This is a genomic window from Kitasatospora sp. NPDC001159, from assembly GCF_053598235.1.
Genome location: NZ_JBSFJV010000032.1, coordinates 45,272 through 71,131 on the forward strand (window position 1 = coordinate 45,272; position 25,860 = coordinate 71,131).

26 protein-coding genes and 1 pseudogene are annotated in these 25,860 nt (G+C 71.9%); 8 read left to right on the forward strand and 19 right to left on the reverse strand.

Going from position 1 to position 25,860, the window contains the following annotated elements:
* Nucleotides 1-605: 605 nt before the first annotated feature.
* The 7 genes and pseudogenes from ACWC9T_RS18630 to ACWC9T_RS18660 all read right to left on the reverse strand — a co-directional run.
* Nucleotides 606-1,737 (reverse strand): annotated as a pseudogene (locus tag ACWC9T_RS18630) (complex I subunit 5 family protein); the annotation flags it as partial.
* 7 nt (nt 1,738-1,744) lie between these two features.
* Nucleotides 1,745-2,494 (reverse strand): MnhB domain-containing protein, encoded by a 750-nt coding sequence (locus tag ACWC9T_RS18635; protein WP_449822121.1) that lies wholly within the window; start codon nt 2,492-2,494, stop codon nt 1,745-1,747.
* The gene (locus tag ACWC9T_RS18640) at nt 2,491-2,844 is read right to left on the reverse strand and encodes a Na(+)/H(+) antiporter subunit B (protein ID WP_449822122.1); all 354 of its coding nucleotides are present in this window, start codon (nt 2,842-2,844) and stop codon (nt 2,491-2,493) included. Before ACWC9T_RS18640 ends, ACWC9T_RS18635 begins: the two co-directional genes overlap by 4 nt.
* Complete coding sequence (locus tag ACWC9T_RS18645; RefSeq protein ID WP_449822123.1) at nt 2,841-3,011, reverse strand: monovalent cation/H(+) antiporter subunit G; 171 nt, start codon at nt 3,009-3,011, stop codon at nt 2,841-2,843. The genes ACWC9T_RS18640 and ACWC9T_RS18645 overlap by 4 nt, the downstream gene beginning before the upstream one ends.
* A gap of 31 nt (nt 3,012-3,042) precedes the next feature.
* Nucleotides 3,043-3,300 (reverse strand): monovalent cation/H+ antiporter complex subunit F, encoded by a 258-nt coding sequence (locus ACWC9T_RS18650; protein WP_449800568.1) that lies wholly within the window; start codon nt 3,298-3,300, stop codon nt 3,043-3,045.
* Between the two features lie 280 nt (nt 3,301-3,580).
* Nucleotides 3,581-3,754, reverse strand: a complete 174-nt coding sequence (locus tag ACWC9T_RS18655; protein ID WP_449822124.1) for a CsbD family protein — start codon at nt 3,752-3,754, stop codon at nt 3,581-3,583.
* 68 nt (nt 3,755-3,822) lie between these two features.
* Complete coding sequence (locus tag ACWC9T_RS18660) at nt 3,823-3,978, reverse strand: hypothetical protein (protein ID WP_449822125.1); 156 nt, start codon at nt 3,976-3,978, stop codon at nt 3,823-3,825.
* Between the two features lie 265 nt (nt 3,979-4,243).
* Between ACWC9T_RS18660 and ACWC9T_RS18665 the strand changes: the two genes are divergently transcribed.
* Nucleotides 4,244-5,164: a SigB/SigF/SigG family RNA polymerase sigma factor gene (locus ACWC9T_RS18665; RefSeq protein WP_449822126.1), complete on the forward strand. Its 921-nt coding sequence runs from the start codon at nt 4,244-4,246 to the stop codon at nt 5,162-5,164.
* Between the two features lie 500 nt (nt 5,165-5,664).
* Here ACWC9T_RS18665 and ACWC9T_RS18670 read toward each other — a convergent pair whose 3' ends face one another.
* Entirely contained in the window at nt 5,665-6,621 is a 957-nt protein-coding gene (locus ACWC9T_RS18670; protein WP_449822127.1) for a TIGR03557 family F420-dependent LLM class oxidoreductase, read from the reverse strand.
* Nucleotides 6,622-7,326: 705 nt separating this feature from the next.
* Here ACWC9T_RS18670 and ACWC9T_RS18675 point away from each other — a divergent pair.
* Nucleotides 7,327-7,887: a hemerythrin domain-containing protein gene (locus ACWC9T_RS18675; protein ID WP_449822128.1), complete on the forward strand. Its 561-nt coding sequence runs from the start codon at nt 7,327-7,329 to the stop codon at nt 7,885-7,887.
* Between the two features lie 258 nt (nt 7,888-8,145).
* Nucleotides 8,146-8,661, forward strand: a complete 516-nt coding sequence (locus ACWC9T_RS18680; RefSeq protein WP_449822129.1) for a hypothetical protein — start codon at nt 8,146-8,148, stop codon at nt 8,659-8,661.
* Between the two features lie 396 nt (nt 8,662-9,057).
* Here ACWC9T_RS18680 and ACWC9T_RS18685 read toward each other — a convergent pair whose 3' ends face one another.
* From ACWC9T_RS18685 to ACWC9T_RS18715, 7 genes are all read right to left on the reverse strand, one after another.
* The gene (locus ACWC9T_RS18685) at nt 9,058-10,812 is read right to left on the reverse strand and encodes a glycoside hydrolase family 15 protein (RefSeq protein ID WP_449822130.1); all 1,755 of its coding nucleotides are present in this window, start codon (nt 10,810-10,812) and stop codon (nt 9,058-9,060) included.
* A 221-nt stretch (nt 10,813-11,033) separates the two neighbouring features.
* A complete protein-coding gene (locus ACWC9T_RS18690; protein WP_449822131.1) occupies nt 11,034-12,143 on the reverse strand; it encodes an enolase C-terminal domain-like protein in 1,110 nt (369 codons plus the stop codon).
* Nucleotides 12,140-12,655 carry a DUF1360 domain-containing protein gene (locus tag ACWC9T_RS18695; protein WP_449822132.1) on the reverse strand — a complete coding sequence of 172 codons (516 nt, stop codon included), beginning with the start codon at nt 12,653-12,655 and terminating at the stop codon, nt 12,140-12,142. The genes ACWC9T_RS18690 and ACWC9T_RS18695 overlap by 4 nt, the downstream gene beginning before the upstream one ends.
* Nucleotides 12,652-15,744: an FAD-binding and (Fe-S)-binding domain-containing protein gene (locus tag ACWC9T_RS18700; RefSeq protein WP_449822133.1), complete on the reverse strand. Its 3,093-nt coding sequence runs from the start codon at nt 15,742-15,744 to the stop codon at nt 12,652-12,654. The genes ACWC9T_RS18695 and ACWC9T_RS18700 overlap by 4 nt, the downstream gene beginning before the upstream one ends.
* 3 nt (nt 15,745-15,747) lie before the next feature.
* A complete protein-coding gene (locus tag ACWC9T_RS18705; protein WP_449822134.1) occupies nt 15,748-17,535 on the reverse strand; it encodes a thiamine pyrophosphate-requiring protein in 1,788 nt (595 codons plus the stop codon).
* Nucleotides 17,536-17,680: 145 nt separating this feature from the next.
* Nucleotides 17,681-17,959 (reverse strand): DUF6296 family protein, encoded by a 279-nt coding sequence (locus ACWC9T_RS18710; protein WP_449822135.1) that lies wholly within the window; start codon nt 17,957-17,959, stop codon nt 17,681-17,683.
* The gene (locus ACWC9T_RS18715) at nt 17,956-18,360 is read right to left on the reverse strand and encodes an STAS domain-containing protein (protein ID WP_449822136.1); all 405 of its coding nucleotides are present in this window, start codon (nt 18,358-18,360) and stop codon (nt 17,956-17,958) included. The genes ACWC9T_RS18710 and ACWC9T_RS18715 overlap by 4 nt, the downstream gene beginning before the upstream one ends.
* A gap of 306 nt (nt 18,361-18,666) precedes the next feature.
* Here ACWC9T_RS18715 and ACWC9T_RS18720 point away from each other — a divergent pair, with 306 nt between their 5' ends.
* Both ACWC9T_RS18720 and ACWC9T_RS18725 read left to right on the forward strand, forming a co-directional pair.
* Nucleotides 18,667-19,227 carry a hypothetical protein gene (locus ACWC9T_RS18720; RefSeq protein WP_449822137.1) on the forward strand — a complete coding sequence of 187 codons (561 nt, stop codon included), beginning with the start codon at nt 18,667-18,669 and terminating at the stop codon, nt 19,225-19,227.
* Nucleotides 19,228-19,289: 62 nt separating this feature from the next.
* Nucleotides 19,290-19,868 carry a hypothetical protein gene (locus ACWC9T_RS18725; protein ID WP_449822138.1) on the forward strand — a complete coding sequence of 193 codons (579 nt, stop codon included), beginning with the start codon at nt 19,290-19,292 and terminating at the stop codon, nt 19,866-19,868.
* A gap of 264 nt (nt 19,869-20,132) precedes the next feature.
* Here ACWC9T_RS18725 and ACWC9T_RS18730 read toward each other — a convergent pair whose 3' ends face one another.
* The 3 genes from ACWC9T_RS18730 to ACWC9T_RS18740 all read right to left on the reverse strand — a co-directional run bounded on the left by ACWC9T_RS18730 (nt 20,133) and on the right by ACWC9T_RS18740 (nt 21,612).
* On the reverse strand, nt 20,133-20,318 hold the full coding sequence (locus tag ACWC9T_RS18730) for a hypothetical protein (RefSeq protein WP_449822139.1): 186 nt from the start codon (nt 20,316-20,318) through the stop codon (nt 20,133-20,135).
* 656 nt (nt 20,319-20,974) lie between these two features.
* On the reverse strand, nt 20,975-21,256 hold the full coding sequence (locus ACWC9T_RS18735) for a DUF6296 family protein (protein ID WP_449822140.1): 282 nt from the start codon (nt 21,254-21,256) through the stop codon (nt 20,975-20,977).
* An 11-nt stretch (nt 21,257-21,267) separates the two neighbouring features.
* The gene (locus tag ACWC9T_RS18740; protein ID WP_449822141.1) at nt 21,268-21,612 is read right to left on the reverse strand and encodes a hypothetical protein; all 345 of its coding nucleotides are present in this window, start codon (nt 21,610-21,612) and stop codon (nt 21,268-21,270) included.
* A 166-nt stretch (nt 21,613-21,778) separates the two neighbouring features.
* Here ACWC9T_RS18740 and ACWC9T_RS18745 point away from each other — a divergent pair, with 166 nt between their 5' ends.
* The 3 genes from ACWC9T_RS18745 (at nt 21,779) to dnaK (ending at nt 24,617) form a co-directional block, all read left to right on the forward strand.
* Nucleotides 21,779-22,045, forward strand: a complete 267-nt coding sequence (locus ACWC9T_RS18745; RefSeq protein WP_449822142.1) for a hypothetical protein — start codon at nt 21,779-21,781, stop codon at nt 22,043-22,045.
* Nucleotides 22,046-22,050: 5 nt separating this feature from the next.
* The gene (locus tag ACWC9T_RS18750; RefSeq protein ID WP_449822143.1) at nt 22,051-22,548 is read left to right on the forward strand and encodes a hypothetical protein; all 498 of its coding nucleotides are present in this window, start codon (nt 22,051-22,053) and stop codon (nt 22,546-22,548) included.
* A 215-nt stretch (nt 22,549-22,763) separates the two neighbouring features.
* Nucleotides 22,764-24,617: a molecular chaperone DnaK gene (dnaK, locus tag ACWC9T_RS18755; protein WP_449822144.1), complete on the forward strand. Its 1,854-nt coding sequence runs from the start codon at nt 22,764-22,766 to the stop codon at nt 24,615-24,617.
* 200 nt (nt 24,618-24,817) lie between these two features.
* Here the strand turns inward: dnaK and ACWC9T_RS18760 are convergent, their stop codons facing one another.
* Nucleotides 24,818-25,834 (reverse strand): SDR family oxidoreductase, encoded by a 1,017-nt coding sequence (locus ACWC9T_RS18760; protein WP_449822145.1) that lies wholly within the window; start codon nt 25,832-25,834, stop codon nt 24,818-24,820.
* Nucleotides 25,835-25,860: the final 26 nt, after the last annotated feature.

Genomic DNA, 25,860 nt, shown 5'->3' on the forward strand with positions numbered 1-25,860 from the left:
TTGGCGAGGTGCTGGCTGACAGATGGCCGGGTGGCACCCGTGGCCTCGGTCGGCGTCGTGACGTCCGCCTCGCCCCGGCCGGGCCGCTCCAGCAGAGCGAGCCGGTGCGGCCGGCCAGCAGCGCCAGCACGGACACGGCGACGCCCAAACGCTCCTCGGCCCGCCGCTGCGGCGGTCTGCCAGATCAGTGCCGGTGCTCATCCGGTCGTCTTAGGTCGCTTCCGTGCGCACATGCGCACATGCTCTTGCCGAGGCGCCAACAGGGTCAGGGCGGCAACACGGCTACCGGAGGTGGGGGTGTTGTTGAGGGCGGCCGGGTCCAGTAGCGGCGACCGTGGGGGTCGTGGTGGAGGTGGAACCGGGTGAAGCGGGCGCGGCCGGCGCCGAAGTCGATCTGTGGCGACACGACGGGGCTTGCCGGGGCGGGGGAGGGCCAGCAGGTGACGCAGGCGCTGCGGATCTCGACGCCGAGCGTGTCGCGGGCCAGCCTGATGTGCGGACCGGTCCGGTGCCGGGTATGCGCACGGGCCGCCTCCTCGGGGTTGGCCGGACTCCCGTCCGGCCTCGTGCGGCCACCCGGGCGGGCGGACCGGAAACGGATGAGCTCACAGCTGCGCTGTCGCCGCCACCAGCAGCGCGACCAGGCCCACGGTCAGCCAGGCCACGTAGTCGCCGAGCAGACCGGAGTGCAGGCGGCGCAGCGGCAGGACGGCCGCCCGGTACAGTCCGCCGGTGTCGCGCCGGGGGGCGCGGCGGACGGCGGCGGTGGCGAAGCCGGCGGCCAGCAGCGCGGACAGCAGGCCCAGTGCGATCCCGGAGGCGGTCCACCACGGCGCGGTCGGCGAAGGCCGCCGCTCCCGCAGCGAGAGCCCGTCCGACCCCCGGCAGGACACCGACGGCCAGGCAGCCGGCCAGCAGCAGCCCCGGCACGGCGAGCATCGGCGTCGGCAGTCGGCGGTCAGCTGAACAGATCTCCGGCTCCTCGCCCTCGCCGGTGGTCGCGGCCGCCTCGGGGTGCTCGGACGGCGGGGCGCCGACTCCGCCGAAGACCCGCAGGCCCGCGCGTAGCACCGCACCGCCGGTCAGTGCGGACACCAGGACGAACACGGCTGGCAGCCAGGCGAGTTCGCGCCCGGCGGCCTCCTCGGCAACGGCCTTGCCGAGCCCGGTGCCGAACGGCGGCAGCCCGGCCAGGGCCAGCCCGCCGAGGACGAACAGCAGCCCGGGCAGCCGGAGTTCGCGAGCCCGGCTGTGTAACCCGTGTTCGTCCACCGAGCCGTAGCGGTCGAGCAGGACGCCGGTGAGACCGAACAGGGCGGCCTTGGCGCCTGCATGGCCGGCCACGTACACCGCGGATCCGGCCAGGCCTGCCGGGGTGAGCAGAGCCGCGCCGACCAGGAACAAGCCGATGTGCCCGACCGTGGAGAAGGCCAGCATCCGCTTCAGGTGCCGCTGCTGCCAGCACATGACGGCGCCGACCAGTGCGGTGAGCACCCCGGCTGCGAGCAGCGTGTCGCGGACGACGGCCTCCGGCAGACCGCCTGCGCCGCCGAACACCACCTGGTGGATCCTCGCGACGCCGTAGACGCCGAGTTCGACCATCACTCCGGACAGCAGCATGCACACCGGGCTCGGCGCCACCGCGTGCGCGTCCGGCAGCCAGAAGTGGAAGGGCGCTGTCGCGGCCTTCACCAGCGGACCGGCCAGGACCAGGACGAAGGCGACGACGACCAGGGCGAGACGCTCAACGCTTCCTCCTCGGGGTCCGGGGAACGACCTCCACCGCCTGGTCCAGGAAGTGCGCCAGCAGCACCACCACGCCCGAGCCGACCTCCACGCCGACGACGGCGTTCACCACGGCCACCAGCCCGCTGGAGGAGAGCTGTTCGAAGGTGCCGAGCGGCAGGGCGTTGGCGAGGTAGCCGACCCCCTCGGCAAGGCCGATCAGACCGAGCGCGGCGAAGGCCCCGGCGGCCAGCGCGTCCGCCACGTCCAGCACGGCCAGCGGGCGGATCCGCTTGAGCACCAGGTAGTCGGCGGCGACGTAGGCGAGGTGCAGCGCGGTGGCCAGTACGACGCCGCCCTGGAAGTCGCCGCCGGGGCTCAACTGGCCGTGGGCGACGAGGTATCCGCCGGTCAGCAGGGTGACCGGCAGCAGGGCGGCCCCGAACAGCCGGGTGCTGGGCAGGACGGGTTCGGCGGCTGCCCGGCGCTTGCGCTCGTCCCGAGTGAGACGCAGCAGTAGGCCGGCGCCGAGCACCGAGCCGAGCAGGATCGACTCCTCCTCGCCCAGGGTGTCGAAGGCCCGCTGGTCGAAGTTGACCGAGGAGACGATGTTGGCCGTGCGCTGGGCCAGTCCGGCCGCCACCGCCCGCTCACCGTACGGGTGTCGGACACCGCCGAAGCCTGGCAGCTCGGTCGCGGCGGCGATCAGGGCGGCCGCTAGGACGCCGGCGGCGGTCAGGAAGAGCCGCAGCCGGGCGGTGCGGCTCACTCGGTGCGGTCCGGACGGTCGTCGGGGTGTTCCTCGTGGCGCACCCGGCGGACGGTCAGCAGGATCAGCAGCGGGGTGATGGCGCTGCCCGCACCGAGCTGGGAGAGCGCGACGTCCGGGGCCTGGAGCACGGTGAAGAGCAGCGCGAGGCAGAGCCCGAGCAGGGCGAGGACGGCAGCCTGCCGGACCGGGTCGCCGGTGAGCGCGGCGGCGGTCGCGGTGACGGTGGTGAGCAGCAGCGTGATCACGATTAGGGCGTTGTTCACCGCTTCGCCTCCTGCTCGGACGGTCGTCCGGGCGACGGCCATCGTGGTGACGATGCCGCCGACCGCCAGCAGCAGGCCGATCACCAGCAGCTTGGCAGCCGCCCGGCCCGGCCGGTGTCCACCGCGAGGGCGAGGGCGACCAGCGGCGCGCCCAGGGCGGCGGCGGGGGAGAGGGCGTGCAGCCGCAGGTACGGGCCCGGCAGCACGACGAGGGCGAGGGCGGAGAGCAGTAGGGCGGCGGTCCCGCACACAGCAGGACCAGCGCGACGGTGTGCCGGCCCGTCATCGCTGCCTCCCGGCCAGGAGGCGGGTGAACACCAGCGTCCCGGCGGGGGCGAGGACGGCGAGGTCCAGCGCCAGGTCGGTGTACGAGGTGCGGCTGAACCCCTGGGCGAGCAGCAGCAGGACGACGGACGTCACCGTCGCGGCGAGGTTGAGCGCGGCCAGCCGCTGTTGCGGCGCGCCGCGCAGCCCGAGCGAGAGGCAGGGGCCGATCCCGCCGGCGGCGAGGAGAGCGGCCGCCAGCAGCCAGGCGTTCACCGGGCGTCTCCGGTCAACGCCCGCTCCAGCGCGGAGGCTTCACCGCCGAGCGCGTGCACGGTCAGGCTGCCGGCCTCATCGCTCCCCATCTGAACCGCAGGTCGGCTCCGCAGAGTCCGGTGGCGGTGACTTCCACCAGGATGTCCGGGAGCCCCCGGACCGCCGGGCCGGGGACGGAGTCGACGCGGACGTCGCGGTGTCCGTGTCAGGCCACTGCCTTCACGGTGGTTCTCCCGCCGGCCGGGCCGGCGGTCGCGCGGGGCGACCGTCGGCCGCCGGCTCAGTCCTTCCCGGCGTCCTTGACTTTCTCGGCGGCCTGCTTCAGGTCGCTCTTCATCTGCTTGCCGCGGCCCTCGGCCTCGACGACCCGGTCGCCCATGGCCTTGCCGGCGGCCTCCTTGGCCTTGCCGTGGGCCTTCTCCGCGGCGTTGCGCAGCTTTTCCTCGGTACCCATGGAGTGCGCTCCTCTCGTGCGAGGGGGCGGGCTCCGCCCCGCGCCGCGTCTGCCCGGGAGGGGCGGTTTCACACCAGGCCCCTCAGCTGCCGGGCACGGACGGCGTCCGGCGGGCCCGGCGGCAGGCTGTGGGCGGCGTCGGCCGCCGTGTGGAACGCCCGGACGCAGTACGGCGAGGCGCCCTCCCATTCCAGGAGGAAGGCGATGCGCCGGAGCGTTTCCACTGGGTGGATCCCACCGCTCCTCCTCCTTCTCCCACTGAGGTCGTTGCACGGGCGCGTGTACCCGGCGAAAACCCATAAATCACCCGAAATATGATTCATGTATCGGATGACGGGTAAAAACCCCGATGGAGCGGCTGCTCTCGACCGGCCGCTTCCGCACCCATCGGGTGCCACCGGGACCGTCGCTTGAAGAAGCCTGGCACAGGTCCCAGGGGAGGAAGCCGGCGGATGACGCCGGGCGTTCACCCGAGCCCAGGAGAAGCAAGTGTCCACCTCGCTCGAAACCGCCAGCCGTGCCGAGCGCACGGACGGCCCGCACCACTGCCTCCCGTCCGATCTCCCGCAGCGCCTCACCGAGGCTGAACTGCGGGCGATGGGCAAGTTCGAGGCGCGCGAGCTCAGCGACGCGCTGTTCGGGCGCCTGCACGGCCTCGCCCGGGAGACCCACGCCTACAGCTACGTGCGCGGCACGATCATCGAGCTCAACATGCCGCTGGTCCGCTTCATCGCCGCCCGCTTCCGGCACCGCTCCGAGGACATGGACGACATCCTCCAGGTCGGCACGATCGGCCTGATCAAGGCCGTCGACGGCTACGACCCGGACCGCGGCGTCGAGTTCGTCACCTACGCCATCCCCACCATCGTCGGCGAGATCAAGCGGTACTTCCGCGACACCTCCTGGCCCGTCCGCGTGCCCCGCAGCATGCAGGAGCTCTACCTGACAGTGGCCCGCGGCTCCGACCGGCTGGAGCAGGAACTCGCCCGCCTCCCGCACCCGGAGGAGATCGCCGAGGACCTCCACATCACCGTCGAGCAGGCCATCGAGGGACTGGTTGCCAGCCGCGTCTACCGGCCGAACTCGCTGGACGCGCTGCGCGAACGTGACACCGACGAGACGGGCAGCGCGATACTGGACCGCCTCGGCGGCTGCGACCCCGGCATCGAGCTGGCCGACTTCCGCACCGCCGTCCGTCCGCTGCTGGCGGAACTGCCGGAGCGCGAGCAGACCGTGCTCAAGCTCCGCTTCTGGGACGGCTGGACCCAGGCGCAGATCGCGACGCGGATCGGCGTGTCCCAGATGCACGTCTCCCGTCTGCTCAGCGCCATTCTGGCCCGGCTGCGCGAGCGACTGGAGGACCGCGAGGCCAGCGGCTGGCACGACGACGGTCCAGAGGGATCGGGCTGACACGCGTACCGGCCGCCGAGCCGCGGCCCGGCCAGACCGGTCCGCAGTCGGAGGGCGCAGCGTGCAGCAGGACGGCGCGCAATCGGTTCCACTGCCACAGGGGCGCCGCACGGTCGACGGGCCTCGTCGGGTCCAGTCCACGGGTTGAACGGCGACCGCGAAGTGTGCGGCGGCGCGCGGTTCGCGCGGGGCTGGGACACCCCATGCGCCCCGCGTGCCCTGATCGGCGGGCCGGAAACACCGCCCGGCCGTGACGGGAACGGCTTTCTCGCAGGGCCGCCCGCCCGGCCTTCCTCAGCGCGGCGAGCGGTAGCCTCTCACACCGTCACGGTGAGCGGTTTCGGGCCGCCGGGCCTGTCGGCCAACCGCCATCGCACCACGGCGGCACCACCTGCCGCGCCGCTGACCAGCAGTCCGCCGGTCGCCAACGCGCCATCCGCGCCGCCGCCCGTCCAATTCGCCGTCGACGGCTTCGCGGCCCCGTCTGGGCGACACCCCGGTCAGCGTTGGAGGGCGGGCAGCACGAGCTCGCGGTAGGCGTCGAAGAAAACCTCCTGATCTGGACCGATCTGCCCGACGTACACCTCGTCGAAGCCCGCCCGCGCATAGGCGCGCACCGTCTCCACGTGCTCCTCCACGTCGTCGCCGCACGTGACCGTGTCGGCGACCATGTCGAGGGTGACCAGCTCGCTGGCCTGCTCGAAATGCGCTGGGGTGGGGAGGATCTGGGCGAGCTCACCAGGCAGCAGCTCGGTCGGCCACAGCCGGTGCACCACGTCGACGGCCTTCTCCCGGTTGCTGCTCCAGCACACCTTCACCCCGCCCACCACCTTCTTGCCCTCCCCGCCGCCGTCACGGAAGGCGCCCACCAGGTCCGCGGCAGGGGTCATGGTGACGAACCCGTCCCCGATCCGGCCGGCCAGCCCGGCGGCCTTCGGACCGAAGGCGGAGACGAGGATCGGCAGGGGCCCATCGGGTGCGGTGTAGAGGCGGGCGTTGTCGACGGTGTAGTGCCGTCCGCGATGCCTGAGCAGGTCGCCCGCGAACAACCTGCGCATCACGTCGACCGCTTCCTCCAGCATGTCGGCGCGCTCCTCGAAGGACGGCCACCGGTCGCCGTGGATGTGCTCGTTCAGCGCCTCACCCGTGCCGACCCCGAGCGCGAAGCGCCCGCCGAGCAGCACGCTGGAGGTGGCGGCGGCCTGCGCGGTGACCGCAGGGTGCAGCCGCACCGTGGGACAGGTCACCAGCGTGGTGACCGGCAGGCCGACGGCCTGCGACAGCGCGCCGATCATCGACCACACGAACGCGCTGTTGCCCTGCGCCTCGTTCCACGGATGGAAGTGGTCCGAGATCGCGAGCCGGGTGAACCCGGCCTGCTGCGCCCGCCGGGCCTGGTCGATCAGCTCGGCCGGAGTGAACTCCTCACACGACAGGAAGTAGCCGTACTCGGTCACCGGATCCCGCTCCTCTCCGAAGTCTGCCGCTTTCCAGCGGCCGCGGCGCGCGCAGCACCGGACCGCCACGCTAGGCCGCGAGCGTGCCACCGAGGCCCGGGCCGCGCCGGGCCACCACCGACACCAACGCGATCGGCTGAAGGGGCAGCGGGCAGCAGGCCCCAGAATCGCGGGATGTGGCGTTCCTCCGGATCCTGGCCTGGTCCCACGGCCAGCCGTCAGACCGACAGCAGCCACGGATGCGCCAGTCCCAGTCGGTGCGCGCAGGCTCCGCGCCGTCGGGCACCAACTCCTTGGTCTCGGCGAGGAACCGGGCCAAGGCGGTGACGGGCGCGCTCAGGAGCGCCACGCTGGCCGTCCGCGCAGCGCGATGAATACCTCGCTGCCGTCACCTGGCCCGATGCCGCCGTCACCCGGCCCGATGTGGAACATCGCGGTCCCCCGCAGGCCTGCGCAGCCCGGCCGCCAGCACCTCGCAGGACACGACCCACACCGCTTCCTGTTCGTCTACGCCGAGGCTCTGCATCGGCTTGTGGTCAGCGCTGTGGGACCCGATGCTGTTCGACCAGCCTGCCGCTGTGCCGTGCGCGGAAGGGCCGATCGGGTGAGGCCACAGCGGGCTCGGCAGGCGCCGTGCGCCGGGCAGGGATATGTCTGGGCTGGGCGGGATGGACCCGACCCGGCAGGACGAGAGGCGGATGTGCGATGGCGCACGGCCGGAACGTGATCGACGAGCTGATGACCGACCACCGCGAGGTCGAGGAGATGTTCGCCCGTATCCAGGCGATGACCGCAGGCGGCCAGCAGCTGCGTGACATGGTGGACGAGGTCACCATTGAGCTGGTGCGGCACTCGGTCGCCGAGGAGCAGTACCTGTACCCGGCGGTGCGCAAGCACATCCAGGACGGTGACCGGCTCGCGGACAAGGAGATCGCCGACCACGGCCGGATCGAGAAGATCCTCAAGCAGCTGGAGAAGACGGACACCGACGACGCGCAGATGAGCCCGCTGCTGCAACAACTCATGAACGAGATCGCCGCCCACGTCCAGGACGAGGAGAACAACCTCTTCCCCATGCTGCGCCGGGCCTGCACCCCGCAGCAGCTGGACGACCTCGGCGACAAGATCCGCCGCGCCAAGTCCATGGCTCCCACCCGCCCGCACCCCTCCGCGCCCAGTACTCCGACGGCCAGCAAGCTCCTCGCCCCGGGCGTCGGCCTGGTCGACCGGGCCCGCGACTTCGTCACCGGCCGCGGCAAGTCCTGAACCTCCTCGCCGAGCAGTACCAGGCAGGACCACGGTCCTGCCTGGTACTGCTCGGCCACAGAGCGCGCGGACCGATCGGAGGCCCGCCCGGCCGGCCCGGCTCCGCCCGCACGGCCGGGCGTGACGCCGGGCATGCCGATCCCTGCCAGGCCCGGCCTACACTGGTCGTCCACGAAGCGGTGGCAGTGCCGCCCCCGCGCACCAGCTCGCGCACCCGATCACCGGGCAGGCGAGCACGCTTCCGAGGGACCGACTGCCGTGCCCGCCGATCTGACACCCGTCATAGCCGCCTGCACCCGCTGGCTCCTGGCCGCCTATCCGCCGCCCCCGGGCGCACTCAACTACGCGCTGGCCGAGGCCCAGGCCCGCCAGGCCGCCACCCTCGCCGCCCACCTGCGCCACCCCACCGCCCTGGACGTGCAGCTGCTCCACCTCCTCGGCCCGGGTGGCACCGGCCGGCTCGACTGGCTCACCGCGGCCGACCTCGGTGACGACGAGGGCATGGCGTGGCGTACCTGGGTCGACGAGACCGTGGTCAGCTGGGCGGCGTGCTTCCTGGCCGACCCCTCGCTGACCGGTCGCGCCCGCCAGGCGCTCGAGCGCACCGAGCACCGCGACGAGGCTGGCGGCCTGCGCCGGCTGACCGTCCCAGGCCCCCGCGACAGCGAAGCCGCCGCCCTGCTGCGCCATCCCGACCTCCTCGAAGGCATCGCCGGCCTCCACCGGGACGCACTCCTCGCCCTGCTGGACGCCGACAGCGCCGCGATGCCCTGACATGCACCTGCCGTCCGCGACCTTCCCGGCCAGGTGGACCGTGGCGTGTCCGTCCGGCTGCGGCTCGCGGTGGACCGCGAGCTGGCCCGCGGCCACGACATCTCGCTGGCCGCGGGCGTGCGGGGCCGTCGATTCGCTCGCTGATGTCGTCGCATCGCAGGCGCCCTCCCACCAGTCGAGGCCAGGCCAGCGCAACGCCTGACCACGACATGCCATCGCCGACCCGCCACGGCGTTCGCCGCGGCTTCCGGCCAGAGGCTCGGGGCGGGCGCCGTCGCCCTGAGGTGGCGTCAGGCGCGAGCCCCGAGCCCCACCGCGGGGAGGTCGGCGAGTGTCGGTGCACGATGATCACGGTCCCAGCGGGCGACACGGCCGGGAGGTAACGCGGCGCCTTGGTCACCGGGTGCGGGCCAGCGTGGCGGCTGCTTCCAAAAGAAGGGCGTGGACGAAGGCCTGGGGCAGGTTGCCGCGTAGCTGGCGCTGGGCGACGTCGAACTCCTCGGCGTACAGGCCCGGCGGTCCGCAGGCGGCGCGATTGCGTTCGAACCAGCGCACCGCCTCGGCTTGGTTGCCCTGCTGGTGGTGGGCGAGGGCGACGAGGAATCCGCACAGCAGGAACGCGCCCTCGGCGTCTTCCAGGGGGCGGTGGTCGTGGCGGAAGCGGTAGCAGTAGTGGTCCTGGGCGAGGTCGGTCAGGACGGCGTCCAGGGTGGCGCGGCTGCGCGGGTCGTCGGCGGGCAGGGCGCCGCGCACGGCGGGCAGCAGCAGCGACGCGTCCACCCCCGGATCGGTGGGCGAGCGCTGCCAGCGGCCGCTGGGGTGCAGGCAGTCGGCGCCCGTGCCGGCGATGAGGCGGTCGGCGAGCGCCTCCCAGCGGGCCGCGAGGCCCCGGCCCTGTGCGGGGTGGGCGGTGGCGATGGCGCGCAGCCCGGCCGCGCAGGTCAACCGGCTGTGCGCCCACCGGTCCGGATGGAGTTCCCAGATCCCGGCGTCCTCATCGCCATGGCGGGTGATGATCGTGTCGGTGGCGATCTGGGCGGCGCGCCACCCGTCGACATCCAGCAGGTCGTGGCGGGCGGCCGCGGCGAGCAGCAGCAGGCTCTCGCCGAACACGTCGAGCTGGAACTGGCGGTTGACCCGATTGCCGACCACGTTGAAGCCACCCGGGTAACCGGGAAGGTCCAGCCTCCGCGGGTCGGGAACCGGGCCGCCCGCGGCGGTGTAGGCGGGGGCGAGGCTGGGGCCGTGGTCGAGGAGACGGGCGGTGACGAACCGCAGCGAGTCCGCGAGCAGCGGGCGCAGGCCGTTCGCGGCGGCGGCCTGGCCGATGTAGGCCTGATCGCGGATCCACACGTACCGGTAGTCGTAGTTGCGGCCCTGCTCTGCCCGCTCCGGCAGGCTGGTGGTGGCTGCGGCGACCGTCCCGCCGGCAAGGCCGGTCAGGCCCGTGAGGACCGCGTAGGCGTGCCGGGCGTCCCGCTGCCCCAGCACGCCGTGCAGGCCGGGGACGCGCGCGGCCCACTCGGCCTCGGTGGACCGCCACAGGGCTCCGGCCGGCTCGGGGCTCGGCAGCGGCCGGTCGGAGACCTCCAGCACCAGGTCGCGAGACCTGCCAGCCTCCACCCGCACACCGCTGCGCAACAGCGAGCCGTCGGCGCGGGCGTCAGGGCAACCCCGCAGGCGCACGTGCAGATCGTCGGCCCGCCCCGTCCAGTAACCGGCCTCGTCGCGCCTGATCTTCCGCAGCGGGTGTGCGCCGAAGCCCGCGGCGAGGTTCAGCTGCACGTCGAGGTCGGCGTCGCCGTCGACGGCCGTGATCCTGCGCAGCACCACCGCCCGGTGCGCGTCCCCGGGGTGGGCGAGGGCCTCGCGGCACTCGACGATGCCGCCGGTGGTAGTCCACCGGCTGCGCCAGATCAGGCTGCCCGGTTCGTAGTAGCCGCCCCACACGTACGACTGAGTGGGGGTGACGGTGTACCAGCCGTCACCGCCGATCAGGGCGGCGAAGACGGCGTCGCTGTCCCAGCCGGGTACGCACATCCACGCGATGTCGCCCCGCGGCCCCACCAGGGCTCCACGCTGGCCGTCGGCGAGCAGCGCGTAGTCGCGCAGGACATGGGGAGCGGGCGGGCCTGCGGTGGGGGCGGTCAACGGTTCATCTCCCTCGAAGGCGACGGACGGACGGTGGCAGGCATGGAAGGGGCCCGGGGCGGGCACACGCTCGGTGATCAAGGAGGTGACGGAGATGACCGGAATCAGGGTGGTCAAGCGTCCCGCCCCGCAGCGCCCGCGGCCTCCGCTCGACCTACGGACCCCCTCGGGTCGTCCGTTGCTGTACTGAGCGAGCCCGCTCCAGGACACGCCGGTCCGCGTCAGCCCGGGGCACGGAATCGCTCGGCAACCTTTCTGCGCAGGCTCAGCCCGAGGCCGGGCCGGCCTTCCTGTCCCGGGCGCAGGATGCCTCCGTCGGGGCTGAGGGCGCCGTCGAACAGCAGGTGCTCGATGCGGACGTGGTCGTGGAACCATTCCAGGTGGCGCAGGTTCGGCACCGCGGCGGCTGCATGGGCGTGGACGTGCGGGGCGCAGTGCCCCGACAGCTGGAGATTGTGGGCCTGGGCGAGGGCGGCGGCGCGCAGCCACACGGTGATGCCGCCGCAGCGGGTGGCGTCGGCCTGCAGGCAGTCCACGACCGGGGCCATGCGGGCGAAGTAGGGCAGGTGGTAGCCGTACTCGCCGGCCGCGACGTCGGTGGTGACCGCGTCGCGGACGAGGGCGAGACCGGCCAGGTCGTCGGAGGAGACGGGCTCCTCGAACCAGCTCACCCCCCACCCGGCGAGCGAGTGTGCGAGGCGGACGGCCTGCTTACGGGTGTAGGCGCCGTTGGCGTCCACGTAGAGATCGGCGTCGTCGCCGATCAGCTGTCGGGCCTGCTCGGTACGCTCCAGGTCCCGCCGTTCCCGGGCGCCCCACTCCTCACCGATCTTGATCTTGAAGCGGGTGAAACCCTGCTCGGCCCACTCCCGCAGCTGGTCGGCCAGCTGGCGGTGGCCGTAGGTGGTGAAACCACCGCTGCCGTAGACGGGCACCTCGCGCCGGGCGGCGCCGAGCAGGTCGATCAGCGGCATGTCGAGGAGGCGGGCCTTGAGGTCCCACAGGGCGATGTCGACGGCGGAGATGGCGCCGGCGACCAGGCCGGGGCGGCCGGTGTTGCGCACGGCGCGGCTCATCGCCTCGTTGGCGGCCGGGATGTCGAAGGCCGGACGGCCGACGACGAGGTCACGCAACTGACCGGTGATCACCTGGGCGGTGGCGGGAGCGCCATAGGTCCAGCCCAGGCCGGCAGTGTCCCCGCTGCGGGCGTGGACCAGGACCATGGTGGTCGATTCCCAGGCGAGGGTGCCGTCGGCCTCGGGGGCGTCGGTGGGGAATTCGAGGACCTGCGCGCGCAGGTCCTCGACGGTCGCGGCGGCATCGGTTGTCATGACGCGTCGTCAGCTGCGTGTTGGGCCGCCGTGCGGGCGAACTGAAGGAAGTCGGCCGCCGCCAGGGCAGCGAGTGCGGCGGTGACGAGTCTGGTGGCGCGCGGCGCGAAGATCGACCCGGCGGTGCAGGCGGTGGCGACCCACAGGCCGGTGCAGAACGGGCAGGTCACCAGCTCGCCGATCGCTTTGCGGGCGCCGGTGCCGCGCACGTCCTCCGCCAGTTCGGCCGGCCCGGTGGTGCCTTCGAAACGGGTGAACGGTGCGCGCAGCGGGCTGGTGACCGGATCCTTGGCGATCAGGTGGGACAACTGGTGCGTGGCCAACGCGGTGAGCGTGACGTCCCACGGGGTCGGATCGGGCAGTGCACGGCCGGTGGCCCGGGCGGCAGCGGCGACGCCGGCGGCGGCGGTGGCGTAGAGGCCCATGAGACCGGCGTAGGAGGCGAGGGGGCGGTCGTCATCGCCGCTGTAGGCGCGGGCCTCGCGGTGTAGCCGCTCGTGCAGGGATCTCATCGTGTCGCCCTCCGGGTGTGGCGGCGGTGGCAGGCCGCAAGCACTCCACCCGTGGCCAGGCCGGCCGCGGCGCCGGCGACGCCTGCGCTCAGCAGGCGGGCTGCTGCGGGATGAGGCTGCGGGCGGGGGACCGTCTGCTCGGGATGGTCGCCGGGCAGCTCTCCGTCCAGGGCCAGGGCGAGGGCTTCGGCCAGATGCAGGGCCTGCCGTCCGGTGTCGGCCTGGTCGATCTGGGTGCGGCAGCTGAAGCCGTCGGCCAGGACGAGGGCGTCGGGGGCGGTGTCGCGCACTGCGGGCAGGACGCCCTGTTCGGCGATGGCCTGGGAGAGGTCGTAGTGTCCTTGTTCGAAGCCGAAGTTCCCGGCCAGGCCGCAGCAGCCCTCGTCGAGGAGGTTCGCGGCGATGCCGGCGCGGCGCATCAGTTCGCGGTCCGCGCTGGTGCCGAGGACGGCGTGCTGGTGGCAGTGCGTTTGCACGGTCGCGGCCCGGCCGGCTTGCGGGGGGTGCCAGCCGTCCGGGGCGTGGCGGGTCAGCTGCTCGGCGAAGGTGCGGGTCTGCGCGGCCAGGCGCTGAATGTCCTGGTCGCCGGCCAGCAGGTCGGGGGCGTCGTCGCGAAAGACCGCGGTGCACGAGGGTTCGAGGCCGATGATCGGCGTGCCGGCTTCCAGCCACGGCCGCACCGCCCGCATGGTGCGTTTCAGGACGCGGCGGGCGGTGACGAGCTGGCCGGTGGAGATCCAGGTCAGGCCGCAGCAGACCGGCCCGTCAGGGACGGCGACCTGGAAGCCGGCGTCCTCGAGGACCTGGACAGCCGCCTGGGCGATGTGCGGGTGGAAGTTGTTGGTGAAGGTGTCCGGCCACAGCAGTACGGTGCGTGGATCGCGTGGATCGGGCTGCGGCCTGCCCGAGCGGCGCCAGTCCTGCTGGAACGACCGGTCGGCGAACAGCGGTGCGGTGCGGCGCGGGTCCACGCCGGCGAGCATCTTCCCGATACGCCCCAGGCCGGGGGCCTGTAGGGCGGCATTCGCCAGGCCCGGCGCCGTGCGCGCCAGTCGTGCCCACAGGGGAAGCCAGCCCATCGCGTAGTGGGCGGCGGGGCGCAGCCGGCCCTCGTAGTGGTGGGCGAGGAATTCGGCCTTGTAAGCGGCCATGTCGACGCCGACCGGGCAGTCGGACTTGCATCCCTTGCAGGCCAGGCACAGGTCGAGGGCGTCGCGGACCTCGGGGGAGCGCCACCCGGCGGTGACCGGGGAGTCGTCGTGGCCGCCGAGCATCTCGAACAGCAGCCGGGCCCGGCCGCGGGTGGAGTGTTCTTCCTCCCCGGTGGCGCGGTAGGAGGGGCACATCACTCCACCCCGATGGGTGCGGCAGTTGCCGATGCCCACACAGCGCAGCACCGCCTGGGAAAAGTCGTGCCGGTCGTCGGCGAAGGCGAAGTGCGTTTGCCGGGGTGCGGGGCGCCAGTCGGCGCCCAGGCGCAGATCGGCATCGACGCGGTGGGGGTGGACGACCTTGCCGGGGTTCATCCGGTTGCCCGGGTCGAACAGCGCCTTGACCTCGCCCATCGCCTCGACGAGCCGGGGGGTGAACATGCGGGGCAGCAGTTCGCCGCGGGCCTGCCCGTCACCGTGCTCGCCCGACAGCGAGCCGCCGTAGGAGGCGACCAGGTCGGCCGCGTCGAACAGGAACGCCCTGAACGCCTCGATGCCCTTGCCCTCGCGCAGGGCGAACGGGATGCGGGTGTGCACGCAGCCCTGCCCGAAGTGCCCGTACAGGGAAGCCTGCTGGTAACCGTAGCGGACGAAGAGCCGCTCCAGATCACGCAGGTAGGCGCCCAGCTTCTCCGGGGCCACCGCGGAGTCCTCCCAGCCCTCCCACGTCTCGGACCCGTCCGGCGGCCGTGCGGTCACCCCCAGGCCCGCCTCGCGGGCCTTGAGCATCTCGTGCTCGCGCGCCGGATCGTCGGACAGCGCCACCGACGCATCGTGCTCGCCCCGGCCGATCGCCCGCAGCAGCTCGTACGCCTGGGCGTCCGCCTGCTCCTTCGTGTCGCCGGTGAACTGCACCATCAGCCAGCTGTCGCCCGCGGGCAGGCGTTCCAGGGAGTCCAGGTAGGCGTGCTCCTCGCGCATCAGCTGCGCCATGCGCCCATCGATGGCCTCCAGCTCTGTGGGGCTGCTGTGTTCGAGCAGGGTGGGGACGGCGTCGGCGGCGGCGTAGATGTCGTCGAAGCCGAGGACGAGCAGCGCCTCGGCGGCCGGGACGTCGACCAGTTCCAGTTCGGCGTGCAGGACGGTCACCAGGGTGCCTTCGCTGCCCACCAGGGCCCGGGCCACGTGGAAGCCGTTCTCCGGCAGCAGAGCGTCGAGGTTGTAGCCCGAGACCCGGCGAGGGATCTTCGGGTAGCCGCGGCGGATCTCCGCCAGGTGGCGGGCGGTGAGGTCGTGCAGCCCCTGGTACAGGCGTGCCGCCGGCCCGCCGGCGGCCACGATCCGCGCGTACTTCTCGTCGCTCGTGGGACCGGCCCAGAACCGGGCGCCGTCGTAGGTGAGGACCTCCAGGCGGCGGACGTTGTCGGCGGTCTTGCCGTAGGCCTGCGCGGAGGCGCCGCAGCTGTTGTTGCCGATCATCCCGCCCAACGCGCAGTGGCTGTGCGTGGAGGGTTTCGGCCCGAACTGGAGGCTGTGCGGGGCTAGCTGGCGGTTGAGCTCGTCGAGGACGATGCCCGGTTCGACCACGCAGGTCCGTGCCTGCGGGTCGACCGAGACCAGCCGGTTGCAGTACTTGGTCCAGTCGATGACCACCGCGGTGTTGGTGCACTGCCCGCCGAGGCTGGTGCCCCCGCCGCGCGAGAGCACCGGGGCGGCGAACCGGGAGCACACGGCGACCGCGACGGCTCCGGCCTCCACCGTGCGGGGCACGACCACGCCGAGCGGGACCTGGCGGTAGTTCGAGCCGTCGGTCGCGTACGCGCCGCGGCTGCCCGCGTCGAACCGGACCTCGCCGGCCACCTCCGCGCGCAGCGCGCGCTCCAGTGCGGCGAGGTCCACCTCCTGACCGGCGAGGTTTCCCTTCCTGCGGTTGGGCATCGGTCAGCTCCGCCCGCTGCCGGGCAGGAAGTCCTGGATCTTGGCTTTCACACCCTGCTGGACCACGGAGGCCCGGTCGCTGTCGCCGTGCAGAACGGCGAAGGCGGCGGCCTTGATCTGGTCCCAGGTGGCGTGGGGCGGGATGGGTGGCACCGCGGGATCGGTGCGGAAGTCGATGACGAACGGCCGGTCCGCGGCGAGCGCCTGACGCCACGCCGCCTCCACCTGGTCGGGCGTCTCGACCCGGACCCCGCCCAAGCCGAACATGTGGGCGACGTCGGCATAGCGCACGTCGGGCAGGCTCTGCGAGGGCTCGAACTGCGGTGCGCCCTGCATGGCGCGCATCTCCCAGGTGACCTGGTTCAGGTCGTGGTTGTTCAGCACCGCCACGACCATGCGCGGATCGGCCCACTCCTGGTAGTACTTGGCGGCGGTGATCAGTTCGGCGAGGCCGTTCATCTGCATGGCGCCGTCGCCGACGATCGCGATCGCCGGCCGGTCCGGGTGGGCGAACTTCGCGCCGATCACGTACGGCACCCCCGGCCCCATGGTCGCGAGGGTGCCGGAGAGGGAGCCGCGCATGCCGTCGCGGAAGCGCAGGTGGCGGGCGTACCAGTTGGCCGCCGAGCCGGAGTCCGCAGCCACGATCGCGTTCTCGGGAAGCAGCGCGTCCAGCGCGTGGACGACGTACTCCGGGTTGACCGGGTCCGCGGTGACCTCGGCGCGGCGTTGCATGACCTCCCACCAGCGCGCCGCGTTGTCCTCCACCGTCTTGCGCCAGCTGCGGTCCGCCTTGCGCTCCAGGAGGGGGATCAGACGGCGCAGCGCCTCGGTGGCATCGCCGACGAGGTTGACCTCGAACGGGTAGCGCAGGCCAACCATGGACGGGTCGCGGTCGATCTGTACGGCCCGTGCCTGGTCGAAGTCGGGCAGGAACTGGGTGTAGGGGAAGCTGGAGCCCACCACGAGGAGGGTGTCGCAGTCGCGCATCATCTCGTAGGAGGCCCGGGTACCGAGTAGGCCGATCGAGCCGGTCACGTACGGCAGGGTGTCGGGCAGCGCGTCCTTGCCGAGCAGTGCCTTCGCCACACCGGCGCCGAGCAGGTCGGCGACCTGCTCGACCTCGGGGCGGGCGTGCCGGGCGCCCTGCCCGATCAGCATCGCCACCTTCTCGCCGGCGTTCAGGATCTCCGCCGCCTTCGCCAGATCCTCGTCCGTGGGGACGGGGGCATAGTGCGGGATGCCGAGGCTGGAGGGGACCTGCTTGAAGGCGTGCGCCGGCGGCTCGTAGTCGAGTTCCTGCACGTCGGCGGGGATGATCACCGCAGTGACCGTGCGGCGTGTCGCGGCGATGCGCATGGCCCGGTCGAGGACGTTGGGCAGCTGGGCGGGGACAGTGACCATCTCGCAGAACTCCGAGGCCACGTCCTTGTACAGGGCCACGAGGTCGACTTCCTGCTGGTATGAGCCGCCCATGGCACTGCGGTCGGTCTGCCCGACGATCGCGACCACCGGGACGTGGTCGAGCTTGGCGTCGTACAAGCCGTTAAGGAGGTGAATCGCGCCCGGGCCGGAGGTGGCGGCGCAGACTCCCGTGTGGTCGGAGAACTTGGCGTACCCGACGGCCTGGAAGGCGGCCATCTCCTCGTGCCTCGCTTGGATGAACCGGGGCCGGTCCTCGGCGCGGCCCCAGGCGGCCAGCAGCCCGTTGATGCCGTCACCGGGGTAGGCGAAGACGTACTTGACCTCCCAGTCACGCAGCCGCTCGAGCACATAATCGGAAACCTTCATCACGCAACTCCTCCACAGCGCGGTTCTGGCCCTGGGCACCGGTGTGGAGCCCGTGTGCGCGGGTAACCCGTCGGCGCCGGTGTGAAACCCGCCCGGCACGGAGCGGGGTGGCAGAGCGTCAGGGTTGCCCGGGTCCTGGGCAGTATCACCGCAGCGGGCACTCGCCCCAGACAGACTTGCCGATCGGCCGCAGTTCGGTGCCCCGCTCGGATGTTCCGTGAGCGAGATGGCGTGTCCCGGGCGTCTGCGGGGGTGGAGCGGGCCGGGCGATTCCGGCCACGATTTCGACGCGGAAGGTGGCGGCGGCGTCCAAGAACACCGGCTGGTCGACTCGGGTGGCCTCGCCGGTGGCGTGGACGATGACGACTTCCGGCGGGCCGGGGACGCCAGGCAGGGTGATCGCGTAGCGTGACGGAATGTTCATGGCCGGCTCCGCTGATGCGGGCGGTCGGTGTGGAGGGCCGCGTGGATGCTGTCACGGATGGTGAACAGTTCGTCGGTGCTGGTGATCTCCAGTAGTCGGCGGATCTGCGGTGAGAGGGCTGCCAGGACGAGTCGGGTGCCGGCCAGTGCGGTGTCCTGGAGGGTCTGGAGGAAGGTGTTCAGGCCGGAGGAGTCGCAGAAGGTGACACCGGCCAGATCGACGACGAGCTGGTGCGGGCGGTCCCTGACGGCGCGCGCGAGGGCGTTCTCCAGCCTCGCTTGTTGGGTCTGGTCGATCTCGCCTTCCACGCGGCAGACGACGGTCTCGTCGGTCGCCAGCGCGGTGTTTCGCAGGACGGGCCCGATGGCGTTGCCGGTGTTCACCAGGATGTGCTCGGACATGAGCGGCTCCCTCCCAGTGAGGAAAGCTGTCCGCCTTCGAGCTTGCCCCGCAGCCCGCGTCGAAACCACCCCCTGCGCTGCCGAAGTCGACCGCTCGAACCGGCGCGCGGCCGTCAGTGCGGCGGTGGGTTCCGGCAGCGGTCGCGGTGCCTCCACGGTCAACGGGAGGTGTCGCACGGTGGGCTCAGGCTCCACGGTCCAGGAATTCGACGGACGGCAGAGCAGGCAGTCTTGATCCCGCGACCGAGTTTTGAGCTGCCGATTCCGGGCACCCGCTCTGGCCATCAGAGCCTCAGGGAGGACCCGATGTCCACAGGAACGCTTATTGCGATCATCGTTCCCATTGCGGTTGTTCTCATTCTGTTGGCCGTTGCAACGTGGTACCTCATCCGGCACCGCCGACTCCAGAAGCGCTTCGGACCCGAATACGACCGGACCGTCCAGCACTCAAAGAGCAGGTTCGCCGCAGAGCGGGAGCTGCGTGCCCGCGAGCAGCGCCACGACCAACTTGACATCAAGCCGCTGCCGGACGCGATGCGGGACCGGTATGCCGAGGACTGGACACAGGTCCAGCGGCAGTTCGTGGACCAGCCAGGCGTGGCGGTGCAGCAGGCCGACCGGCTCGTGACCGTGCTCATGCATGAACGCGGATACCCAACGGAGGGCTACGAGCAGAAGGTCCGGGACCTGTCCGTGGAGCATGGACGTACTTTGGAGCACTTTCGGGCCGCCCACGCGGTGAACGAGCACATCCGTGATCACGACGCGACCACCGAGGAGCTCCGCGGCGCGATGGTGCACTATCGCGCGCTCTTCGACGAGTTGCTCGGTGACGGTCATCGCGGGTCGGCCGGCGGTCGAAGGTGAGACGGCGTCCGGAACACGCAAAGCGACAGTGGCCACCAAGACGATGAAAGCGAATCAAGCAGATGAAACACGAAGGCAGCGCCGGGAATGACGAAGAGCGCCTGACCACCGAGGATCTGGCCCGTTCCCCCGAGGCGGAGAAGGAACCCGTGGGCCAGGACCGGCAGGAGACGGAAACGGCGGAGGACCGGCCGGTCTACCCGGGCGAGGCCACTGGTGGACTCGCCGATGCGGGCGCCGGGACGAGGGAGGAGGAAGCCGGACCGGCGGAGAACGGGGAGCCCGAGGGCCGGGAGACCGCCGACGAGGGCGGAACCCCTGGGGAACGGGAGACCGCGGAACAGCCGAGCGAGAGCACGCGCGACGCTGGTGAGGAGCCGCTGTTCGCCCCGGAGGACGAGCATGAGTTCAGGTCCCGCTGGCAGGAGGTCCAGAGCCAGTTCGTCGACGATCCCCAGGAGGCGGTGCGCTCGGCGGACGCACTGGTCGCCGATTTGATGCGGCGCCTGGCTGCCTCCTTCTCGGACCACAAGCGAGGCCTGGAGCAGCAGTGGAACCGTGGGGGCGAGGTGCAGACCGAGGACCTGCGGCTGGCACTCCAGCAGTATCGCTCCTTCTTCAACCGGCTGCTCAATAGTTGAGCCCGGTCGCGGGTGCCCGGGACGAAAGCCCGCAAGGTGCGTCCCTGATTTTGCTGTCGTACGTTGCACACTCGCGCGGAGTGGTGGGGTCGATCCAGCGGCCGCCCGTGGCCACTGCGCGGACAGGTGGCGGTGAGCCTGTCTCAGCCGATGGCGAAGTCGGGAGATCCTCAAATGCCAGCGTGGCATCCCGCTGCTGCCCTGACCGGCATCGGCCAGGGCAGCGGTTTGCCACCGGTGGGTAGGCTGCCGTCCGGCTGGCGGTCACGGCGCCCGGGTGTCGGCTGGCGGCGGCTCGGGGGTCTCGTCGTCCTCGGCCTTGGCCCGGACGTCCTTCGGCGTGGGGGCGACGATGTGGCGTTCCTCTGCGGACCGCTCCCGTGTCCTTTCGTCAGACTGCGGGGTGTTTTCGTCAGGCTGTGGGGTGTCGTTCTTCTTGCCAGTGTTCATGGTCCCGTCCTCTCGTGAGGTCTGGCGGGTTTCGGTGCGCACGCGGTGTCGTGCGTCTGTTCATGCGTGGGCAAGCAATTCGCCGTCACGCCCGCGGCGGAAGGCAACGGAGGAACTGCTCTCCGTACAGGGCGGCGAGTACGGCGGTTCCGGCGCTGACGCCGGCGAGGTGGCGGGAGCGCAGCGGCGGCCGCCGCCAGGCAGGCCGGAGCCGAAGCCGCCGGCGGCCTGTCATGCCCTCGCGTAGTGCCCGCAGCTGGTCGGGGTGGAGACAGCCGAGGATCGACAGTGCCGTCGGCGGCAGGGACTCCGAGCCAGCAGCAGGACCAACATGATCTACAGCCTCCTTCATCACCCACCGCGCCTGCCCGGTTCAAAGGGGCGTACACCGCCCCGGCCGTACGGCGGGGGTGGTCTTTCCGGCCGGGCGCCGGAACGATCTCCCGAGCAGCTTCGCCGCGGAGACACTCATCAGTCAGTGGGACAGATCGCGAACCACGCGAGGCGACGAGTCTCGCCGGAGTCCAGCCGGCTGCGCGCAGGCACATCAAGCCGATCGGGGGCGTGTCATTGACGTTCATTGGACCCACCAGCAGCAACCGCGTCTTCGATGACCGTGTGACAAGCGGACGGCAGGACTCTCGCAGGCACGGCTATCAGATCAACGGCATGGCGGCGATGATCGGGGCGGCCCCCCACGTAAGTGCGCGGTGGCGGCCGTCGTCGGTGATCTCAACTTGCACCGTGCCGTCCTGGTCGGCGTACACCGGGTGGCCGGCGGGGCCGAGGCGGCCAGTAACAGCCACCGGGACCGTCCGGTTGCGTCCCGTGTCGTCGCGCAAGCAGAGCAGGTATCCGCAGACGGCGTTCGCCGTGGCCGACAGGTACGCAGGCGGGCCCTGGGCGTCGACCGGGGCGTGGCGAATGGTCGGAGGCACTGGACCGGTTCCTACGGGTGTTCGTCGTGGTGGCCGCACAGCCAGGCCATGGCTTCGTAGGCGCCGAGTGCGTAGTCAGGATCGGTCTGCGCCGGTGCTCCGTGTCGGATCTCCACGGCGGCGGCCTGGCACTCGGCCAGCAGTTGAGTCCGGCAGGGGACGGTGTCCCCCACGGCGGCCGCGCGGGTGATGGGACCGGCGACCTGGGTGCCGAGCGCCCATCGGTAGGCATTCATCACGCCGAGCCGGTAACCGCTGGAGGACGCGGGGAGGCCGTCGGTCTGCGCCAGCGCGTCGAAGACCTCCTGGAGGGATCGGACCCCCACGGTCTGGACGGCAGCGTTGTGGCCATTCATGTCACGCACGCTACGTCATACCGGGCCTCCGTGCCGCCGGGGGAGGCCATCCCGACGAATGCCCGACGGTGAGCAGGATCCGACAGCCTGTCCTACGAGGAGCTCGCCCGACCTCGGACGGCCCACCCCGGATGTGGGGGCGTCGGCGGTGCCCGAGCCTCGACGCATGGGATCGATCATTGTGCTCTTCGAGCTGGAGCCGGAAGGGGAGCTCGGCCCGGAGGGTGTCGGACCTGCTGTGGTCGCGGTGCATGCCGCCGGTGCCGATCCCGACGTGCCTGAGGACCCTCAGCCGTACACGCTCTGCGGGCTGGAGAGCGGTCCCATGGAGCACACCCACTACCGGCCGACCCGGCCGGGCGAGCCGTGGTATCCGCCCCTGCTGGCCGAGCGGCGCTGCCACGAGTGCGAGCAGGCCCTGCGCACCCGGTGACCGCCGTGGCCGGGTACCGCGAGGAGGACTTCCGCCGGATCACGGCCGAACCGGGCTGCTGCCACGACCTCACCGACCGGATCGAGCTCTCCGCCCTGGAGCCGCTGGTCGCCAGGCCCAGCTCGCCCGGCAACGTCGTCCCGGTCCACGAGGTGGCGGGCACCCAGACCGGCCAGGCGGTGCTCGGCTCCTCCGCCAACCCGGGCCTGCGCGACTACGCCGTCGCCGCGGCCGTGGTCCACGGGCGCCAGGCCTCCGCCGAGCTGAGCTTCGACGTCAACCCCAGCTCCCGCGAGGTGCTGCAGGACCTGCTGCGCACCGGCGCGGCCTTTGACCCTCGCCGCCGGCGCCCGGATCCACCAGGCCGGTCGCCGGGGCTGCACCGGCAATGGGCCGGGCCCCGCCTCCGGCCGCCACTCGCTGCGCACCTTCCCGCGCAACTTCCCCGGCCGCTCCGCAGACGGTGGCCTCGGTACATGCGGCGGCACGCCGGACGACGCTGACAGAGCGCGGAGCGGAGCAGGAGCCGGATACGTCAGAGGCGGTGCCGGAGCCCGCCGGACCGCTAGGCAGCCAGCCCGAGGCCGGGCCGTTGGGGGCGCCCGTGCCCTCCTGACGTGCTGTCCCTGGGTGATGGGCTTTGCCATCCGGGCCCGGGGCTCACGTTTCGCTTCTCCTCCTGAGGTAAGGCGCGTAGGGGAAGAGAGGAGGTCTGGCGATGGCACGCGCGGTTGGTATCGATCTGGGGACGACGAACTCGGTGGTCTGCGTGCTGGAGGGCGGCGAGCCGACCGTCATCACGAACACCGAGGGTGCGCGCACCACCCCGTCGGTGGTGGCCTTCGGCAAGGGCGGCGAGGTGCTGGTCGGCGAGGTGGCCAAGCGGCAGGCGGTGACCAACGTCGACCGCACGGCCCGCTCGGTGAAGCGGCACATGGGCGAGGGCGACTGGCGCTTCCCGGAGAAGAGCGAGGTGGACGGCAAGCGCTACACCGCGCAGGAGATCTCGGCCCGAGTGTTGCAGAAGCTCAAGCGGGACGCTGAGGCCTACCTCGGTGAGGACGTGACGGACGCCGTGATCACGGTGCCCGCGTACTTCAACGACTCCCAGCGCACGGCGACCAAGGAGGCCGGCGAGATCGCGGGCCTGAAGGTGCTGCGGATCATCAACGAGCCGACCTCCGCCGCCCTCGCGTACGGCTTGGACAAGGAGAACGACCAGACAGTACTGGTCTTCGACCTCGGCGGCGGCACCTTCGACGTCTCCCTGCTGGAGATCGGCGAGGGCGTGGTGGAGGTGAAGGCCACCAACGGCGACACCCACCTGGGCGGCGACGACTGGGACCAGCGCGTCGTCGACCACCTGGTCAAGCAGTTCAAGAACGGCTACGGCATAGACCTGTCCAAGGACAAGATGGCCGTCCAGCGCCTGCGTGAGGCCGCCGAGAAGGCGAAGATCGAACTGTCCGCCGCCAGCGAGACGACGATCAACCTGCCGTACGTCACCGCCTCAGCCGAGGGCCCGCTGCACCTGGACGAGAAGCTCACCCGTGCCCAGTTCCAGCAGCTCACCGCCGACCTGCTGGATCGCTGCGAAGGGCCGTTCCACCAGGCGGTGAAGGACGCGAAGATCAAGCTTGCCGACATCGACCACGTGATCATGGTCGGCGGATCCACCCGGATGCCGGCCGTCACGGACCTGGTGAAGAAGCTCACCGGCAAGGACCCGCACAAGGGCGTCAACCCGGACGAGGTGGTGGCTGTCGGCGCCTCGCTCCAGGCTGGTGTCCTCAAGGGCGAGGTCAAGGACATCCTGCTGCTGGACGTCACTCCGCTGTCCCTCGGCATCGAGACCAAGGGCGGCATCATGACCAGGCTGATCGAGCGCAACACCACGATCCCCACCAGGCGCTCGGAGGTCTTCACGACCGCCGAGGACAACCAACCCTCGGTGACCGTGCAGGTCTACCAGGGCGAGCGCGAGATCGCCGCGTACAACAAGAAGCTCGGCATGTTCGAGCTGACCGGCCTGCCGCCGGCGCCGCGCGGTCTGCCACAGATCGAGGTCACCTTCGACATCGACGCCAACGGCATCATGCACGTCGGCGCGAAGGATCTCGGCACCGGCCGGGAGCAGAAGATGACCGTCACCGGCGGTTCCTCCCTGCCCAAGGAGGAGATCGACCGGATGATGCGCGAGGCCGAACAGCACGCCGAGGAGGACCGCCGCCGGCGTGAGACCGCCGAGACCCGCAACCAGGGCGAGCAACTCGTCTACACGACGGAGAAGTTCCTCCGGGACAACCAGGACAAGATCCCGGCCGACGTGAAGAGCGAGGTCGAAACCGCCCTGACGGAGCTCAAGGAGAAGCTCAAGGGCCAGGACACCGCCGCGATCCGCACGGCGAGCGAGAAGGTCGCCCAGGTCAGCCAGAAGCTCGGCCAGGCCATCTACGCCCAGGCCACCCCCGGTGCGCCGAGTGGAGGCGCCGGCGCCCCCCAGGGCGAGGAGCAGGAAGTCGTGGACGCCGAGATCGTCGACGAGGACGAGCGCAGGGAAGGCTCCCCATGACCACGCCACTGAGGCCGCACAGGAAGCCGAGGAGCAGCACACCGGGCCCGTCGATTGATTGGTGGCGTGCGTCTGATTGGTGGCGTGGCGTCAACTGGTCGTTGGTGTCGCATGCATGACATATCTGGCGAGTTCGCAGGGGTCGACGAGGCGGACGGGCAGCGGCTCGGCGTGGTGCCCGTGCTGCGGTGCACCGCCGCTCACCGCCCGCGGGCGAGCGCGCGGGCAGCGGCGCCGAGGAGCACGGCTCCGCCGGTGGCGAGCAGACCGTGGTGCTGGGAGGCCCACAGCTGGGCGCTGTGCTCGTGGGCCTCCTCGTCGAAGCGGCCGTGGGCGCCGTGGTCCCGGGTGGCGTCGCCCGGTGCCCAGAGGTTGGCCTGGTCCTGCGCGCTGCGCGGCCCGGCCTCCTGCTGGGCGTCGATCCCGGTACGGGCGAGGTAGCGGTCGAGCAGACCGGGGGCGAGCGCGTTGGCGATCAGGGTGGCCGCGGTGCTGGCGCCCACCCAGTACTCGCGGCGCCCGGGGTGGTCGGCGGCGTAGCGGACCGCTCGGGCGGCCAGCTCGGGCTGGTGGACCGGCGGGACGGGCCGGGCCCGGCCGCGCAGCCGGTTGAGCACCCAGTCGAACTGCGGGGTGTTGACCGCGGGCAGTTGCACCATGGTCACGCGCACTCCGGACCCGCTTGCCAGCAGCTCGCAGCGCAGCGCCTCGTGCCAGCCCTGGAGGGCGTGCTTGGCGCCGCTGTAGGCGCTCTGCAGCGGGATTCCCCGGTAGGCGATCGCCGAGCCGACCTGGACGATGGTGCCGTGGTCGCGCGGAAGCATCCGGCGTAGCGCGGCCCGGGTGGCGTTGACGTAGCCGAGGTAGGTGACCTCGGTGACCCGGCGGAACTCGGTGGGGCTGATCTCGGTGAAGGGCGCGAACACCGAGACGAAGGCGTCGTTGACCCAGACGTCGATCGGGCCGAAGTCGGCCTCGGCCCGAGCGGCCGCCGCTTCGCAGGCCTCGGGGTCGGCCACGTCCGCCAGGATGGTGCGCACCGGCGAGCCGGCGGCCTCCGCCTCGGCGGATGCGGCGCGCAGCCCGGCCGCGCCCCGGGCGACCAGCACCAGACGGTCGCCCCTGGCGGCGAAGGCCCGTACGCAGGCCCGGCCGACTCCCGCGGTGGCGCCGGTGATGACCACGGTGCGGGGCTTTGAATGCAGGTTGATCGTCATGGCGGGCGTCTTGCCGGGCGGGCGCG

Bases quoted from the DNA above. Each gene is read 5' to 3' on its own strand.
- ACWC9T_RS18655 (WP_449822124.1), bottom strand. From the start codon at position 3,754: ATGGGTACCGAGGAAAAGCTGCGCAACGCCGCGGAGAAGGCCCACGGC.
- ACWC9T_RS18675 (WP_449822128.1), top strand. From the start codon at position 7,327: ATGGCGCACGGCCGGAACGTGATCGACGAGCTGATGACCGACCACCGC.
- ACWC9T_RS18690 (WP_449822131.1), bottom strand. From the start codon at position 12,143: ATGACAACCGATGCCGCCGCGACCGTCGAGGACCTGCGCGCGCAGGTC.
- ACWC9T_RS18695 (WP_449822132.1), bottom strand. From the start codon at position 12,655: ATGAGATCCCTGCACGAGCGGCTACACCGCGAGGCCCGCGCCTACAGC.
- ACWC9T_RS18700 (WP_449822133.1), bottom strand. From the start codon at position 15,744: ATGCCCAACCGCAGGAAGGGAAACCTCGCCGGTCAGGAGGTGGACCTC.
- ACWC9T_RS18705 (WP_449822134.1), bottom strand. From the start codon at position 17,535: ATGAAGGTTTCCGATTATGTGCTCGAGCGGCTGCGTGACTGGGAGGTC.
- ACWC9T_RS18710 (WP_449822135.1), bottom strand. From the start codon at position 17,959: ATGAACATTCCGTCACGCTACGCGATCACCCTGCCTGGCGTCCCCGGC.
- ACWC9T_RS18715 (WP_449822136.1), bottom strand. From the start codon at position 18,360: ATGTCCGAGCACATCCTGGTGAACACCGGCAACGCCATCGGGCCCGTC.
- ACWC9T_RS18720 (WP_449822137.1), top strand. From the start codon at position 18,667: ATGTCCACAGGAACGCTTATTGCGATCATCGTTCCCATTGCGGTTGTT.
- ACWC9T_RS18725 (WP_449822138.1), top strand. From the start codon at position 19,290: ATGAAACACGAAGGCAGCGCCGGGAATGACGAAGAGCGCCTGACCACC.
- ACWC9T_RS18730 (WP_449822139.1), bottom strand. From the start codon at position 20,318: ATGAACACTGGCAAGAAGAACGACACCCCACAGCCTGACGAAAACACC.
- ACWC9T_RS18740 (WP_449822141.1), bottom strand. From the start codon at position 21,612: ATGAATGGCCACAACGCTGCCGTCCAGACCGTGGGGGTCCGATCCCTC.
- ACWC9T_RS18745 (WP_449822142.1), top strand. From the start codon at position 21,779: ATGGGATCGATCATTGTGCTCTTCGAGCTGGAGCCGGAAGGGGAGCTC.
- dnaK (WP_449822144.1), top strand. From the start codon at position 22,764: ATGGCACGCGCGGTTGGTATCGATCTGGGGACGACGAACTCGGTGGTC.
- ACWC9T_RS18760 (WP_449822145.1), bottom strand. From the start codon at position 25,834: ATGACGATCAACCTGCATTCAAAGCCCCGCACCGTGGTCATCACCGGC.